14 protein-coding genes are annotated in these 15680 nt (G+C 42.4%); 6 read left to right on the forward strand and 8 right to left on the reverse strand.

Annotated elements, in window-relative coordinates; all coding sequences use genetic code 11:
* Nucleotides 1-26: 26 nt before the first annotated feature.
* The 4 genes from WHS38_05265 to fusA all read right to left on the reverse strand — a co-directional run bounded on the left by WHS38_05265 (nt 27) and on the right by fusA (nt 6304).
* Nucleotides 27-1442 (reverse strand): hypothetical protein, encoded by a 1416-nt coding sequence (locus WHS38_05265; protein MEJ5300381.1) that lies wholly within the window; start codon nt 1440-1442, stop codon nt 27-29.
* 226 nt (nt 1443-1668) lie between these two features.
* A complete protein-coding gene (locus WHS38_05270) occupies nt 1669-2289 on the reverse strand; it encodes an indolepyruvate oxidoreductase subunit beta (GenBank protein ID MEJ5300382.1) in 621 nt (206 codons plus the stop codon).
* Nucleotides 2290-2350: 61 nt separating this feature from the next.
* Nucleotides 2351-4216, reverse strand: a complete 1866-nt coding sequence (iorA, locus tag WHS38_05275) for an indolepyruvate ferredoxin oxidoreductase subunit alpha (protein MEJ5300383.1) — start codon at nt 4214-4216, stop codon at nt 2351-2353.
* A 48-nt stretch (nt 4217-4264) separates the two neighbouring features.
* On the reverse strand, nt 4265-6304 hold the full coding sequence (fusA, locus tag WHS38_05280; GenBank protein MEJ5300384.1) for an elongation factor G: 2040 nt from the start codon (nt 6302-6304) through the stop codon (nt 4265-4267).
* A gap of 181 nt (nt 6305-6485) precedes the next feature.
* On the opposite strand from fusA, the gene chrA reads away from it, so the two are divergent.
* Entirely contained in the window at nt 6486-7661 is a 1176-nt protein-coding gene (gene chrA, locus WHS38_05285) for a chromate efflux transporter (protein ID MEJ5300385.1), read from the forward strand.
* Nucleotides 7662-7701: 40 nt separating this feature from the next.
* Nucleotides 7702-8838, forward strand: a complete 1137-nt coding sequence (locus WHS38_05290) for an MFS transporter (protein ID MEJ5300386.1) — start codon at nt 7702-7704, stop codon at nt 8836-8838.
* 9 nt (nt 8839-8847) lie between these two features.
* Here WHS38_05290 and WHS38_05295 read toward each other — a convergent pair whose 3' ends face one another.
* The 3 genes from WHS38_05295 to WHS38_05305 are packed head-to-tail and all read right to left on the reverse strand — an operon-like array spanning nt 8848 to nt 11038.
* Nucleotides 8848-9666 (reverse strand): OmpA family protein, encoded by an 819-nt coding sequence (locus tag WHS38_05295; GenBank protein ID MEJ5300387.1) that lies wholly within the window; start codon nt 9664-9666, stop codon nt 8848-8850.
* Complete coding sequence (gene motA / locus WHS38_05300; protein ID MEJ5300388.1) at nt 9663-10517, reverse strand: flagellar motor stator protein MotA; 855 nt, start codon at nt 10515-10517, stop codon at nt 9663-9665. The genes WHS38_05295 and motA overlap by 4 nt, the downstream gene beginning before the upstream one ends.
* A gap of 2 nt (nt 10518-10519) precedes the next feature.
* Nucleotides 10520-11038 (reverse strand): PilZ domain-containing protein, encoded by a 519-nt coding sequence (locus tag WHS38_05305; protein MEJ5300389.1) that lies wholly within the window; start codon nt 11036-11038, stop codon nt 10520-10522.
* A gap of 233 nt (nt 11039-11271) precedes the next feature.
* Here WHS38_05305 and WHS38_05310 point away from each other — a divergent pair, with 233 nt between their 5' ends.
* From WHS38_05310 to WHS38_05325, 4 genes are all read left to right on the forward strand, one after another.
* Nucleotides 11272-12507 (forward strand): bifunctional 3,4-dihydroxy-2-butanone-4-phosphate synthase/GTP cyclohydrolase II, encoded by a 1236-nt coding sequence (locus tag WHS38_05310; protein MEJ5300390.1) that lies wholly within the window; start codon nt 11272-11274, stop codon nt 12505-12507.
* A 2-nt stretch (nt 12508-12509) separates the two neighbouring features.
* Nucleotides 12510-12983, forward strand: a complete 474-nt coding sequence (gene ribE / locus WHS38_05315) for a 6,7-dimethyl-8-ribityllumazine synthase (GenBank protein MEJ5300391.1) — start codon at nt 12510-12512, stop codon at nt 12981-12983.
* Nucleotides 12984-12985: 2 nt separating this feature from the next.
* Nucleotides 12986-13504, forward strand: coding sequence for a transcription antitermination factor NusB (nusB, locus tag WHS38_05320; GenBank protein ID MEJ5300392.1), 519 nt, complete (start codon nt 12986-12988; stop codon nt 13502-13504).
* A gap of 177 nt (nt 13505-13681) precedes the next feature.
* Complete coding sequence (locus tag WHS38_05325) at nt 13682-15070, forward strand: sigma-54 dependent transcriptional regulator (protein ID MEJ5300393.1); 1389 nt, start codon at nt 13682-13684, stop codon at nt 15068-15070.
* On the opposite strand, the gene WHS38_05330 is transcribed toward WHS38_05325, so the two are convergent.
* Nucleotides 15067-15417 carry a hypothetical protein gene (locus WHS38_05330; GenBank protein ID MEJ5300394.1) on the reverse strand — a complete coding sequence of 117 codons (351 nt, stop codon included), beginning with the start codon at nt 15415-15417 and terminating at the stop codon, nt 15067-15069. The two genes, WHS38_05325 and WHS38_05330, sit on opposite strands and share 4 nt — an antisense overlap.
* Nucleotides 15418-15680: the final 263 nt, after the last annotated feature.

Consider the following 15680-nt stretch of genomic DNA (forward strand, 5'->3'; position numbering starts at 1 on the left):
TTTTTAGGGTCACCTTTATAACAACCTTAACACCAATCCTTTTGAAGCTCTATGGAGTTACCATGAGCAGGTTCCATCATCCATGATATAACAGGACGAGTGTTTTTTAGCGTATCAATAATGGTGGCTACACGGGAATTAAGTTCCTGCACAACCTCCGCTAAAGTTTTCAAATAAAAGAGGTTTCTATATATGTGGTGACTATGAGGGATATCAACGGGGGCTTGTTCAATGAGGGCTAACAGTTCATCCAGTAATTTTATGTTATCGAAAGAAAATTCTCTGTAAGCAAGATCTGACCATTTTTTCTTAAAATCTTCCGGTACATGATTGACTGCTTTGACTATCTCATCTTTTCTGCCGTAATAAACCGCTTCCCTAAGAAGTTCAAGACTGTGCTGAATCTGGTCTAACTCTTCTGAAGAAACCATTCCTTCCTGGTCTAAGGCTTTCAACGTCTTCAACCACAAAGGTTCAATGTTATAATCGATCTTATCTCGAGCCTTTTCGGGCAAATAATTATAAGCGATAAGCTCTCGCTGGTATTCAATGATCTGCCCCAGAGCTTCGTAGAGAGAACGGTTGTCGTTGACTCGACTCCTTATGGTTAAGGCTAACCTATTTAGTTCCTGTAAAATCTCCTTTTTCGATTTAAGCCCGGGCACACAACTTACAACATATTCTTCCCACAACTCCCGAAAGAAAGCTATTTCGGTGTTAATAGCTGATGCAATGAAACCCAGCTTCATGATAGGATTACGAAGGTCATGAGCCAGAACATTACAACTTTCAATACGCATCTGATCGAGTTGACGCCTTGCCTCATAGAAGAATTGTCTAAGGTGAAGCGACAAAAGTTCTGACCCAAAGCGCCTGGCAAGTTGTTTAATAAGCTTGGTTGATTTATCGCCCCTTTTGACGGTATTCGGCAGAAAGTGAATCTTTATGATAGCTACAACAGCATAATCGGTATCCTGCCATATCGGTTTGCCATCCCACGTGGTTGGATAATCTTCGATGGTCAACGGATGTTCGTAAATTTCACTCTTTTTGAGCAAAACCGGCTCCATGTGATGAAAATCTTCCGGTTCCCCCATCAATTGTTTTCTAACACTGCGAGCATCTTCCAGAGGATTATCGGATGTCCAACTTTTTTGATGCTCCACGCACCAAGCCATTGCTTCAAGGGGTCTCCCGGGTTCATCGCGATACTGAAACCATGTCTTTCCGGGATGGTTGTAATCAGATATTTCAGGAAGCCCCCATTTGAGTTCTCCATTTCCATCTATTCTAATACCTGATGTTACCCTGACCGCCCTGAGTTCTGGCAAGGGACCTATTAAATAAACCGTTCCTTTTGTTGCGTGATCAAGACACATCAGAATTGTCTCGATCACGTCCTTACATACTTTTTCAAGGATCTCTACATGATTGATCCTCATGGTCCCAGCTCCTCATGAGCTGCGTTCCCACTTCTTAATATGGGCGCTAACATTATTATCTGATCAAACCGATCAGTTTCTGCTACCTCCATCGTCTCACTCTATCTTTACGCTTCATAGATTCAATCGGTCAAGCTCAATTTTAAAATAAGCAAAATAAGTTCCAAAATTGGTTAGAAATAAGCCTATTTTTGCCTCTAGTTATCTTTAGATACCTAATTGCCGTTCATCGTATCTTTTTGCTCTCTTCATAGCCCATTTCAAAGGCTTTAAGGTTAGTCTGAAGAAATTTTTGAGGAACTATCAATTCAGTCGCTTTGGTCAACAAATCCAAAGATGGGAAAATTTTATTCCCATAATTCTCCATAAGACCTGTCAGAAACCCAACTAGCACTACATTGACAGCCTGTTCGGATCCCGCCCTTAATGCAATATTCAAAGCGTCAATAGTGTAAAAATTGCCGACCGCACGTGATAAAATTGTCGTGATTTCGTCAATGGGTGGATACTTAGAAGCACCCTGAGTAACAGAAAAAGGGGGAATTTGAGCAGTGTTGGTTATTACAAGACTCCCCTTGTGACACTTTGGAAGAGCCCTGAGGGCTTCCAAAGGCTCAAAGGCTACCATCACATCAGCTTCGCCTTCGCCGATAACAGCACTTGCTCGATTACCCAGCACGACCGTCGATTCCACTACTCCACCACGCTGAGCCATCCCGTGAACTTCGCTCATCGACACCGGGACACCCCCCAAAAGCCCTGCTTCCCCTATGAGACGCGTCGCAAGTAAAACCCCCTGCCCTCCTACCCCAACAAAGAATATTCGAAGCATATCTTCTCTTTCCATTTTGTGAGCCTCCATAAATCCATCTGGAAATATCTAATTTTTATGCCTTAAGTACGCATGCTTACGATAGTCGCACAGGTTTAACTGATCGGCATATTTGAGCACAAACAGTGCACCCTATACAAAACAGTCGGTTTATCTGGACTCTGCTGTTTTCTCGATAGAATGCCGGACAGGCAAGCTCCTCGAGACATCTCCCGCAGCCGTCGCAGGATTCGTCAACCTGGAAGAAAACCTTCTGGGGTTTTTTGATCACTCTCCTTTCCAACAAAGGACAGGGACTTCGAGAAATAACCACATAAACCCCGGCGTCTTTCCCCAAATCTTCATAAACAGATTTAAGCACATCAATTGTTTTCTTAACCTGAATGGGATTAACAATCTCAACTCGTCTGGCTCCGCTGGCTTTAGCGATTTCCTCAATTTTTACCTTCGGTTCGCATAATCCTTCTCTGGTCATAGATGCTGCCGGGTGAGGTTGATGACCTGTCATAGCTGTGGTGTAGTTGTCGAGGATAACTAGAAGAAACCTATGATTATGGAAAGCAGAATTTATAAGTCCAGGAATGCCTGCATGGAGAAATGTGGAATCTCCTATGAAAGCAACGACAGGCTTGTCCTGAGCTATGCTAAAACCACCGGCCGTGGACACACTCGAGCCCATACATATGAGAAAATCGGCCATGCTCAAGGGCGGGAGAAGTCCAAGAGTGTAACAGCCAATGTCGGTTGGGTAAATAGCTTCTTGACCAAATACGGTCTTAACCTCGTAGTAAGTGGTTCTGTGAGGACATCCAGGACAGAGGTTTGGGGGACGTTGGGGAAGATCAGATGGTAAAGTATCGGCTGGAATTGCTTCATATCTAGGTTTGTAGGGAGCATTACAAAATTTACTTATGGCTGTTCTAACTAAAGGCACGTTCAGTTCAAATGCTCTCGGTATATAATCTTTACCCGCTATCTTGCCCATCCATCCAGCTTCCTGAGCGATGGCTCTTACAGCTTCTTCTAGATAAGGTTCTAATTCTTCGACGATAAGGACACTTTCTACTGTCTTAAGAAAGTTTTTAATGAGGGATTTAGGTAGAGGAAAAGTCATGCCTAGTTTTAGAATCTTCACTCTGTCAATCATGTTCAGATCTCTTAAGGCATCTTCTACATACAGAACCGAAATTCCACTTGTAATAATCCCAAGTTTTCCATCGCCCTTAACAGACTGAAAAGGACTGAGTTCGGTTTCTTCTTCAAGCTTCTCAAGCCGTTTTAGAAGTTCCATTCGGAGCCTGCGTCCAACCATCGGGACAACTACATAACGAAAAGGATCTTTCACAAATGAACCTTTGATCCCCAAAGTGTCTTGAGGAGGTTGATAGTCCCCCACCCTTACGATGCCTCGAGCGTGATTTACTCGAGTTGTCGTTCTGACAATGCAGGGCACCCCGTAACGTTCGGAAAGATCAAAAGCTGCTTTAGTCATGATATAGGCTTCCTGCGGGGTGGCTGGTTCAAGCATAGGAACAAGAGCCATCCGAGCATAGAAACGATTGTCCTGTTCATTCTGACTGGAATGGAGAGATGGGTCATCGGCAGTGACAATAACCATGCCGGCCTTGACCCCCACATAGGCAAGGGTCATAAATGCATCTGCAGCCACATTAAGCCCCACATGCTTCATTGAACACAGGCTTCTTGCTCCACATGTTGCTACTGCAGCAGCAGTTTCCATCGAAACCTTCTCGTTTGTGGCGTATTCTACTCGAACTCCAGTCTCCCGCCTGATTTCATACATCCTGTCAATAATCTCTGAAGAAGGCGTCCCCGGATATGCCGAAACAAACTGCACTCCACTTTCCAGTGCCGCCCGCACTATGGCTTCGTTACCTAACATAAAGACAGCGGAATTTTGAAAGGATGTGAGTTCCCTCATGCTCTTTTCCCTTTCTTCAGTATTTTTCAGTTGTAAACATAGATAAAATTATTCCATTGCTGTATCGTAATGAGAAAATTGCATTGTAAAGGTTGCTCGCCCCTGGCTGAGAGATCTTAAAACCGTCGAGTAACCAAACATTTTAGAAAGCGGCACAGTTGCCTGAAGCACCTGAACCGCTCGCCGTGAAATAATACTTTCTACTCGTCCTTTTCTGGCATTAAGATCTCCGATTATATCCCCTAGGAACTCTTCCGGGGTGGTAACTTCGACCTTCATGTAAGGTTCAAGCAAAATGGGATCAGCTTTTGAGAATGCATTTTTTACGGCCATACTGGTAGCAACACGCATAGCTAGATCACTTGGCTTCTGCGGATCGCATTTGGCATTCATCACTTTCACTTCTACGTCAGAGACTGGATACCCGAGCATAATGCCACTGGCGAAAGCGTCCTCAATGCCTTGTTCAATATGGGGAAGCATGGACTCTGGAACTGCCTCAGTTGAGATTTCAATAGAAAAGATGTTACCATGGCCACGGGTTCTCGGTTCAACATGAACAACAACAGAACCAAAGTGTTTAACGCCTCCAATATCGCGATCGAACACAGCCTCTCCATCGGCACCTTTTTGAATCGTTTCTCTATAAACGACTTGAGGTTTCCCAGCGTGGACCTTTACATTGTATTCCCGCTCAAGCCTGGTCAACAAAACATCGAGATGCAATTCTCCCATTCCTCTAATAATAATCTGTCCCGTATCAGGATCTTCATGAAATCGGAAAGTCGGATCTTCTTCGGCAACGCGACTGAGGCTTTCAATTAGTTTATCTTGATCCGCTCTTGAGTATGGTTCCACCGCCATCGATATAACCGGCTCATAGACTTCGATTGGCTCAAGGAGGATTGGATGAGCTGGATCGCAAAAAGTGTCTCCCGTCGTTGCGCTTTTCATACCCATAATAGCTACAATATCGCCTGCTTCTGCTCTGTCCTTGCGTTCCCGCTTGTTAGCATGCATGGAAAAGATTCTAGAGAGTTTATCTCGGGTTTTTTTTGTAGCGTTATATATATCCGAACCAACTTCCATCTTGCCTGAGTAAATACGAACATAGGTAAGCTTTCTTCCCTCGTCCATAAAAATCTTAAAAGCGAGGGCAGCGAGAGGTTCTTTGGAACTTGGAAAGCGTTCTTCTTTTGAATTGGTTTCTGGATGGAATCCAACCACGGGTGGGACATCAAGTGGCGATGGCAGAAAATCTACCACGGCATCAAGAAGTGGCTGAATGCCTTTGTTTTTAAGAGCGGAACCGCAAAGCACAGGAACAGCCTTTAACTGGAGCGTGAGCTTTCTCAGCGCTGCTATAATTTCTGGCGGTTCTATAGGCTGTTCTTCAAGATACTTTTCCATTATGCTTTCGTCGTGCTCTCCAATTTTAGATATAAGGAGTTCTCTAGCCTCCCTTGCCTGGTCGATAAGATCAGGTTCAATGTCAAGATAGTAATACTCGGCTCCAAGTGTCTCATCTTTCCACACAATTTGGCGCATGGAAATAAGGTCAACAACGCCTTTGAAATCAGACTCTCTTCCTACAGGTATCTGGATAGGAATAGGATTTGCCCCCAGTTTTTCCTTCATTTGTTCAATGACTTGACTAAAATCGGCACCGATACGATCCATCTTGTTTACGAAAGCTATTTTAGGAACTTTATATTTATCAGCCTGATGCCAGACCGTTTCTGACTGGGGTTCTACTCCGCCTACAGCGCAAAAGACAGCAATCGCTCCATCCAGCACTCTTAAAGATCTTTCCACCTCAATGGTGAAATCCACATGGCCAGGGGTATCTACCAGGTGAATTTCATGATCTTGCCAGAAACAAGTCGTTACCGCTGAAGTAATAGTGATGCCTCGTTCCTGTTCTTGATCCATCCAATCCATTATGGCAGTCCCGTCATGGACTTCCCCCATCCTATGTGACTTGCCTGTATAGTAAAGAATTCTCTCGCTTACAGTTGTCTTTCCAGCATCAATGTGAGCAATTATACCAATGTTTCTTATCCTTTTGAGCCTCTTCGCCTCTGACATGCGATCACCTCTTCCCACGGTAGAAGAATATAGAAATCCCCAGCAAGTTGCACTCTAAAAACTTGTGAAATTCCTGTCAAGAAAACTATTGAAGCCAGTTGGAAAGAGATAGATAATAAGTTTTCCAGGATGGGTGCTTTATGCTTAAAATCACCCTATGTTTGGGAGATACTCATCGGACATGAATTCTCCTAGGCTTGTGGATCTATTTCTTGGGTTTATTCGAGTGGGAGCCACCGCCTTTGGCGGTCCAGCCATGATTCCCCACGTTAGAAAACTTGTCCTTAAGAATCGATGGTTTAGTGAAGCCGAATTCCGCACAGGCGTTGCTATTTGCCAAATGATCCCTGGCGCCACAGTAATGCAACTTGCTGCTTACGTCGGGATGAAAACCAGAGGATTCTTAGGCGCTATCGCTAGCTTCGCTGGATTTGGTTTTCCGGCTTTTTTGATGATGATTGTTTTATCAAGCCTATATTTTCACACCAGGGAAATAAATTGGATTATAAAGCTATTCAGTGGCTTGAAAGTGATCGTCGTAGCGATTGTACTTCACGGAGCGATAGATTTCGCTAAACGTTACACTAACCATATATGGGAGCAGCTTATTGCATTTCTAGCCGGCGTTGCTTTCTTTTTTCATCTTCCTCCACCAGTTGTTTTAGTCTTTGCGGCTGTGGTAGGAATTTATCTCTTCAGAAAAGATCTTAGAACATCCGACTGTGTGGTAGATAATCATTCTCGGGTCTCAAAAAATATTATAACAAGAATCTTAGGACCCATTGTAGCTACTTTGATTTGCATTGCGGTAGTTGCTTTTTTAATGAGTCTTTCCCCTTCCCTTGGATCTTTAGCAACAACGATGGCGAAGATCGATATTGTGGCTTTTGGTGGAGGATTCGCAGCACTACCTATAATGCTCCACACTGTTGTCCAAAAAGGCTGGATGAACATAGAAACTCTCCTGGACGGTATAGCTCTTGGACAGCTAACCCCAGGACCCATTGTTATAACCTCCGTGTTTATAGGATTTCACAAGGAAGGAATTTGGGGAGCGGTTATAGCGGCTTTCGGAACTTTTTCACCATCTTTTCTAATACTTCTTTGGGCAACCGTTTTAAGTGATTTGTGGCTTTATCATTGGATAGCCCAAGCCATCTTTAGAGCCAGTTTGGCAACTCTAAGTGGACTTATGGCTGCAATGGCAGCTATGCTGATTGTAAAGGCATCGTGGGACATTAGCGGAATCATTTTGGCTACTCTGGCTTTTCTGGCACTTCAAGCTTCTGTTGATATCATTTGGGTTATTTTATCTGGAAGCGTTTTGTGGACTTTATGGAACTTATTTTCCAAGTGACAAAGGAGATGCCATAAAAACTTTCGAAGGGAAACAGGCTTTGATATTTGTAGTGCTATTGGGAGCTGTTAGTCTTTTTTCCGATGCTACTTACGAGGGTGCTCGGAGCATCACCGGTCCTTTTCTGGAGGATCTTGGAGCGTCAGCTTTTATTGTCGGAGTGGTAGCTGGATTTGGAGAATTTGCTGGTTATGTTCTTCGACTTGTTTTTGGCTACATAGCTGATAAGACAAAACGATACTGGTCCCTTACTTTGGTTGGTTATGCAATTAATCTTCTTTCCGTTCCTTTGTTAGCTCTGGTTTATAACTGGCGGCTTGCTGCAGTTCTTGTCGTGGCAGAACGACTTGGCAAGGCTATAAGAACTCCATCCAGGGACGCAATGCTTTCCTATGCAAGCTGCGAAGTCGGTCGGGGTTGGACTTTCGGCTTACACGAAGCTTTTGATCAAATTGGTGCCGTAGCAGGACCGCTTTTTATAGTGCTAATTCTAAATACTGGAGGAAGTTACCGCACATCCTTTGCTTTTCTGCTCATCCCAGCTTTAATCGCTTTGGCAATTCTTGTTGTGGCTCGATTCATCTACCCCACCCCCGAAGAGTTTGAACCCACAAGTGTTTCACTAAAACCAGAGGGATTCTCCAAGTCATACAAAATTTATCTGTTAGCCATGATGTTAGTAGCTGCCGGTTATGTTGATTTCCCACTTATTGCCTACAGCCTGGAAAAAACATCAGCAGTCCATGATAAGTGTATTCCTTTACTCTATGCCATAGCTATGGGGGTTGATGCTGTTTCAGCGCTAATTTTAGGGAAAATATTTGATCACAGAGGGTTTAGAATTTTGTTTGCTCCAATATTCCTTTCAATGCTTTTCCCTTTGTTTGTGTTTTCCCAGGTTTTTTGGAAAGTTCTTGTAGGAATGGTCCTATGGGGAATAGGAATGGGGGCACAGGAATCCGTAATGCGAGCAGCCATAGCAAAAATGGTTTCCCCGAAGAAGCGAGGCACAGCTTACGGAATATTCAACACCTTTTTTGGCATATCATGGCTTATCGGGAGTGTTCTGATTGGTTGGTTGTACGAAGTATCTTTACCAGTCCTTATTGGGTTTTCTATACTCATTCAGGCTAGCGCTTTACCATTCTTGTTGGCTGTTGTAAAAATGGGGAAATAAACAATTCATCTACCTAGATTGATCAGGGAAGAGAATAGTTATACTGATTCTGCGATTTCTTGAATCATTGGGATCAGGAAAAAGCGGCTGTGTGGCAGCATATCCTGAAACTCTGGCAATACGATCTGGATTAAGCCCATCTCGTTCCATTTCCTGCCTTGCAGCAGAAGCTCTAGCGGTTGAAAGCTCCCAGTTAGTGTATTTACCCGAAGCATAACCACTTGCGTCGGTATGCCCATCAATAGTGATTCTATTGTCTAGTCCATTTATCGCGTCCGTTATAACTTTCAAAATCTTCTTTGCTTCAGGGCTTAGCTGGGCACTTCCTGGAGCAAACATGGGTTTACCTTCCTGGTCAACTATTTGAATTCGCACACCTTCCGGAACTACATCGATCATGACCTGATCTTTAACTTCTATCAGGCTGTATTGAACAAGAAATTTCAGCTTTTCAGCAAGTTCTCCCTTTTTTAGTTTAGGAATACCACCAATTTCAGATCCTGAAGAAGGTTCTCTATATTCCTCCTCATCCTTTTTTGGCTCTTCCTCCCGTATCTGTTCCATCTGAGGTGTCCCAGGATAAGGAGTTACTCCTGGTTGCCCTTCCAGTATGGAGGAACCACTTTTTTCGAAGATACTAAAATATTTAAAGTATTGAGCCAGACGTGCTCGCTTTTCCGGTGAAGTCATAGTGATAAGCCACAAAAGAAGGAAAAATGCCATCATGGCGGTCATAAAGTCAGCGTAAGCAACCTTCCAGCTTCCACCATGATGTCCACCACCGGAAACTTTTTTGACTTTTTTTATGATAGGAGTCTGTTCTTTCATTTTGCGGCCTTGAGCTGTTCTTCAAGTTCAATAAATGACGGTCTAAAATCACCCGGGACTGTTCTGCGCCCCACTTCTATAGCCACCTGGGGCGCTGCTCCATCAACATATGATACAAGAGCGGCTTTGATCACTTCAAGGTATTCTTTTTGATCACGAGCCATATGTTCCATTGTTGCTGCCATTGGACCGACAAATCCGTAGCAAGCAAGAACTCCTAAGAAGGTTCCTACCAGGGCTGCTCCAATGTGATGCCCCAGAACTGTAGGCGGCTGGTCGATTTTCCCCATAGTTATTACAACACCAAGAACAGCAGCAACTATTCCAAGTCCTGGGAGAGAATCAGCAATGCGGGAAATAGTGTGAGCTGGTAGAAGCAACTCATGATGAATAATTTCAATATCCCTTTCCAGAATGTTCTCCAGTTCGTGCCCCGGCATGTTACTAGTAATCACTATGCGAATACTATCGCAAATGAAGTTTATAGCATGATGGTTTTTAAGCACCTGAGGGTGAGCCGAGAAGATTTTACTTTTTTCGGGATTATCAATTTCTTCTTCCACGGAAATAAGACCTTCTTTTCTCATTTTCTGGAAGAGTTTAAAGAGCAGAACCATCAAATCCACATAGTCTTGCTTTGCAAAACCTTTGTATGAAAAGATTTTGGGAAAAGTTTTTACCACAGCTCTAAAAACAGGAGGTGGTGAAGATATTAGCAGTGCTCCTGTTGCTGCACCAAATATTATAATCACTTCTGCCGGTTGGAAAAGCACATGTAAATTACCGTGTGCAAATAGATACCCACCAACAACTGCTACAAAAACAACTACGCATCCAATGATAACAAACAAGACTACCTCCTAATATCCTGTCGCTGTCTTTGGAGGACATATTTTACAATGATAGATCTAATATCTTCGCTCATGTTGGTAAATTCAACGGCTACTTCCCTTTTTTCATCGCACTCCGTGCATCTCTTGACCACGCCATAGCAGATTAAATAGATTGGTGGGGCAGTTGGTAATACAAGCTTGACTTCTAAAATATCTCCCTCTTCAAATTTGTCCAATGTGGCAACTCGCATTCCTCCGGCGCTAAAATCCACTTCTTTATATTCCATTTCAACAAAACCTAGTTTTTCTAGACATAGATATTCTAGAATTGCGTCAAGCTTTTGATGAATTGCCTGGAATTGGCGGATAATAAAAGGATCTACGGTTTCGGAAGGCACACTAAAATCCGAAGTAACCGAAAGTGGATAACCCACCATTCTCGACGTAGGTAGAACAGAAAAAGGTGGGAGTTTTTTCAACGCCACCTGAAGAACATCTTTGACTCGAAAGTATTCTCGTCTTTCTGGTTTTTCTTCCATTCCTGATATCCTTAGCTTTAGCTCAACTTGAGAAAAAACTTGCTCCAGAAAAAATCTACAACACCCACCGTTTTATCGTCAATTAGAAGGGACAGGTTATTTGAAAAATTTTCTCCTGATGCCATTTACGAATACTATCCTTAGTGCCTTGATATTGTCTGGACAGCGTGATATAGGAATGGCGAATTTTAAAAAAGCTCCTTTGGGGGCGACATTCGGGAGGGAAAGAAAATATGCCACTTGCAACTATTCAGGAGGCTATTGAAGATATTCAACAGGGCAAGATGATAATTCTTGTGGATGACGAAGATAGAGAGAACGAAGGGGATTTGTGCATCGCAGCAGAAAAGATAACCCCCGAGGCAATAAACTTTATGGCTAAGTATGGAAGGGGGCTTATTTGCTTGGCTCTTGCACCCGAAATTGTGGATCAGCTTCGCCTTCCTATGATGGTTCAGGATAATACTTCTCGCTTTGGCACGGCATTTACCGTCTCTATAGAAGCTCGTCATGGAGTAACAACAGGTATAAGCGCTTATGATAGAGCTCATACAATCCTTACGGCTATCAAACCAGATGCAAAACCCGAAGATCTCGTCACACCAGGACATGTGTTTCCTTTGAGAGCTCGTGAAGGGGGAGTCCTTGTTAGAGCTGGACAGACGGAAGGTTCCGTTGACCTTGCTCGCCTTGCCGGGCTGCGACCCGGTGCTGTAATATGCGAAATTATGAAAGACGACGGCACTATGGCGCGAATGCCCGATCTGGAAATTTTCGCCAAAGAGCATGGAATCAAAATTGCCGCTGTAGCCGATATTATCCGATATCGTATGAGAACCGAGTGCCTTGTAAAAAGAGAAGCGGAAGCCAAATTGCCCACTTCCTTTGCAGGGGAGTTCAAGCTCATAGTTTACTCAAACATGGTCGATGATTATGTTCATGTGGCTCTGGTTAAAGGTGACATTACCCCGGAAGATGAAGTGCTTGTGAGAGTGCATTCTGAGTGTCTTACAGGCGACGTGTTCGGTTCTCTACGATGTGACTGCGGTGAACAGCTTAAAACAGCTATGAAGAAAATAGATCGTGAAGGGAAAGGGATTATCCTCTACATGAGAAATCACGAAGGGAGAGGAATTGGGCTTATCAACAAGATCAAGGCTTACAAACTACAAGAAAACGGATATGATACCGTTGAAGCCAATAGAGTTTTGGGCTTTAAGGAGGATTTGAGAGATTACGGTATTGGAGCTCAGATTCTTGTGGATCTTGGTGTAAAGAAAATGAAGCTCATGACCAACAACCCCAAAAAGATCGTTGGACTCCAGGGATACGGAATCACAATAACTGATAGAGTTCCACTGGAGATTGCGCCCAACGAATGTAACCTTAATTATCTTCGGACCAAGTGCAGTAAGATGGGACATTTGATGAGAATCGAAAGGCTTGAAAAGAAAGAAAGGAAGAACTAGAGATGATGGTCTTAGAAGGCAAACTAATTGCTGAAGGATTACGTTTTGCTATAGTGGTAAGCCGCTTCAATGATTTTATAGGCGAGCGGTTGCTTGGCGGAGCTCTCGATGCTCTAGTAAGAAGTGGAGCCAGAGAACAGGATATAGAAATATTCAAAACGCCGGGAGCTTTTGAAATTCCTCTGGTTGCAAAAAAACTTGCTCAGTCAGGACGTTATAACGCTGTGATCTGCTTGGGAGCGGTTATTCGAGGAGCAACTCCACATTTCGAATATGTGGCAAATGAAGTTTCCAAAGGCATTGCTACGGTTAGCCTGGAGACAGGGGTGCCCGTCACGTTCGGTGTTCTAACAACCGACAATCTTGAACAGGCCATAGAGAGAGCTGGATCCAAAGCTGGTAATAAAGGGTGGGATGCAGCAATTGCCGCAATTGAGATGGCAAATCTATTGAGGCAAATTGAAGGGACTGCTTAATTATGCCTTCTAAAAATCGCTTGGTATTCAAAGGCCGGCGAGGAGCTAGAGCTGTAGCATTGAAAATCCTTTATGCAATTGACGTTATAAATATTGCGCCGGATAAGGCCATAGCCTTGTTTTACGAAAGTTTCGGTGGATGGCAAGATTCATCTCACCAGCATGATTCAGACTTAAATATTCAACCCGGAAGTTGGGACAGAGCCTTCATGGAATTTCTGGTAAGGGGTGTCTTTAAACACCGTAAAGAGTTAGATAAGATCATAGAAAAATTCTCGGAAAACTGGAAAGTGTATAGAATGTCAATTGTCGATAGAAACATTATGCGTATGGCGGTTTTTGAGATGCTATACTGCAACGAAATTCCTCCTAAAGTTTCCATTAACGAAGCAATTGAGCTAGGAAAAGTTTTCGGAGACAAAGATTCTTCTGCTTTTATAAACGGGATTCTAGATCGAGTTTACCAGTCAGCAGAGTTGGCTGACAAAGCAAAAATTCATTGTGATATGCATTTGCAGTAACCCACGAGACAAAAATAGTTAAAGAATATTCCGATTGTAAAGCTAAGACGTCCCCTACATTGACTCTTATTCCTACCATACAATTAAGCTTCTAGCACCTCTTAATTTTTAGGAGCCTTTTGGTAAAAAATGGTTATAATTATAATTTGTTAAATAATATCATTTTAGCGAGGTTGTATGGGATCATTTGAAGAAGGTAGAGGTTCTGTGCTTGTGGTTGATAGAGAAACCGAATGGGTGAATTTAGTGCAAAAAGCTATGGGAGAATTCTATCAGGTTGAAGGGGTAGCATCTTTAGATCGACTGTGGATAAAGTTGAGACATGATAATTTCAACGTGATAGTTGTGAACCTTGAAACTGATAAAGATCTGGAATTAATTCGTGAACTAAAAATCAATTACTCTCCCATTCCTGTGATTGCCACAGGAAGAGTATCAGAAAAGACTCCACAGCTTTTAGCCAGGGCAATAAAAGAAGGAGCTTATGATTTCATAGAAAAGCCCTATTCTTTGGAGCGAATAGGTTTGTCCATTAGAAATGCCATGGCTCAGATGGAAATGAAACACGAAATTGATTATCTAAGAAGAGAACAAGATGTTATTTACGACTTCGGTCAAATCATAGCCTATTCTCATTCCATGATAGATGTCATTCAAACACTTAAAAAATTTGCCCAAGTAGATGCTACTTTGCTGATAACGGGGGAAACCGGAACAGGAAAAAGCTTTTTAGCTGGCGCAGTTCACTTTAACAGCGCCAGAAAATCCAGACCTTTTATCAAAGTAAATTGTGCTAATATTCCGGAACAATTGTTGGAAAGCGAGCTTTTCGGACATGAAAAAGGAGCATTTACCGGTGCTATAAAGACAAGAGTAGGAAGAATCGAGCAAGCAAAAGGTGGAACAATTTTTCTGGATGAAATTGGGGAAATGAGCCTCTCTCTTCAGACCAAGCTCTTAAGATTTCTTGAAGAAAAAAGTTTTGAGCGTCTAGGTAGCAATGTAACAATTAAGGCTGATGTTAGGATAATAGCGGCAACGAACAGGAATCTGGCTGATATGGTGGCACAAGGTAAATTCAGGGAAGATCTTTACTATCGCCTCAGCGTGCTCCATGTAAATATTCCACCTCTTAGAGACAGAAAAGAATGCATTATTCCGCTAGCTCATTATTTTCTTAAGCAAAAGTGTCGAATCATGAAAAAAAACATTTCCGGTTTCGCTCAATCAGCTTTAGATAAGCTTCTAAATTATCACTGGCCAGGAAATGTTAGACAGATGGCTAATACGATTGAAAGAGCGGTCATTTTGGAAGATAGTCCTATCATAAGGCCTTCTAGCATTTTGATCGAAAATATAGAAGAACAAGGAAGTTTAAATTGCTGCAAAAAGGCAAATAAACTGGAAAAAGAAAATGAGAAAACCCTGATCATCGAAGCTTTAGAGAAACATGGGTGGATTCAGAAAAAAGCAGCTTACGCTCTTGGTATAAGTCCCAGAGCTTTGAACTACAAGATAAAAAAATACCAAATATCCCACCCATCTTGGCGCAAACATAAGCTCTAACTAGAAAAGACAATATGGATTTTTCCTACTTCAGATTTACCATTTGACAAAATACGACAGGAGACTTTGTTAGAAAAAGGTTGTGACAGGAAAAAGTGTCTTTCTATAATCTGGCGCAGAAAAGTGATAAAAGTCTTATGGAATTCTTCCCTAGCACCAATAGATGTAATCCAGGAATCTATATCTCCAGCCACAAAAGCCTCTTTAACGCTAAGTTCAGAAGGGCATTCTCTTATCGTAATTTCGATAACTCCAAATGGAGTAAGAAAGCTCTTGCTAATTCCTTCCTTTGGAAATACACAAGTCGCCACTTCTATATAAGGCAATTCAAGAGCAATTTTTTCCACCTTTACTGCCTCCATATTTTAGGAAGCCATTTTTAACCATTTTTAATGATCTTACCGTCAAGATTTACAGCAAGTTACATTCCATCTATGTTTAGTCAAAAAGTTTTATATGATGATTTTTAGCAAGTGCCCTATTTTACACACTTTTTGATATTTATCATAAAACCTGGTTACTCGAAGTAATTACGTATTTCAATTACGAATTACAATTGTAATTCATTTGCAGCCATCAATTAACTTAAATTTTCTGAAATTACAACAAC

It is taken from the genome of Thermodesulforhabdaceae bacterium (assembly GCA_037482015.1).
Taxonomy (GTDB): Bacteria; Desulfobacterota; Syntrophobacteria; order Syntrophobacterales; family Thermodesulforhabdaceae; genus JAOACS01.

Coding starts and splice junctions, on each gene's coding strand:
- WHS38_05265 (MEJ5300381.1), bottom strand. CDS start 1,442: ATGAGGATCAATCATGTAGAGATCCTTGAAAAAGTATGTAAGGACGTG.
- WHS38_05270 (MEJ5300382.1), bottom strand. CDS start 2,289: ATGGAAAGAGAAGATATGCTTCGAATATTCTTTGTTGGGGTAGGAGGG.
- iorA (MEJ5300383.1), bottom strand. CDS start 4,216: ATGAGGGAACTCACATCCTTTCAAAATTCCGCTGTCTTTATGTTAGGT.
- fusA (MEJ5300384.1), bottom strand. CDS start 6,304: ATGTCAGAGGCGAAGAGGCTCAAAAGGATAAGAAACATTGGTATAATT.
- chrA (MEJ5300385.1), top strand. CDS start 6,486: ATGAATTCTCCTAGGCTTGTGGATCTATTTCTTGGGTTTATTCGAGTG.
- WHS38_05295 (MEJ5300387.1), bottom strand. CDS start 9,666: ATGAAAGAACAGACTCCTATCATAAAAAAAGTCAAAAAAGTTTCCGGT.
- WHS38_05305 (MEJ5300389.1), bottom strand. CDS start 11,038: ATGGAAGAAAAACCAGAAAGACGAGAATACTTTCGAGTCAAAGATGTT.
- WHS38_05310 (MEJ5300390.1), top strand. CDS start 11,272: ATGCCACTTGCAACTATTCAGGAGGCTATTGAAGATATTCAACAGGGC.
- ribE (MEJ5300391.1), top strand. CDS start 12,510: ATGATGGTCTTAGAAGGCAAACTAATTGCTGAAGGATTACGTTTTGCT.
- nusB (MEJ5300392.1), top strand. CDS start 12,986: ATGCCTTCTAAAAATCGCTTGGTATTCAAAGGCCGGCGAGGAGCTAGA.
- WHS38_05325 (MEJ5300393.1), top strand. CDS start 13,682: ATGGGATCATTTGAAGAAGGTAGAGGTTCTGTGCTTGTGGTTGATAGA.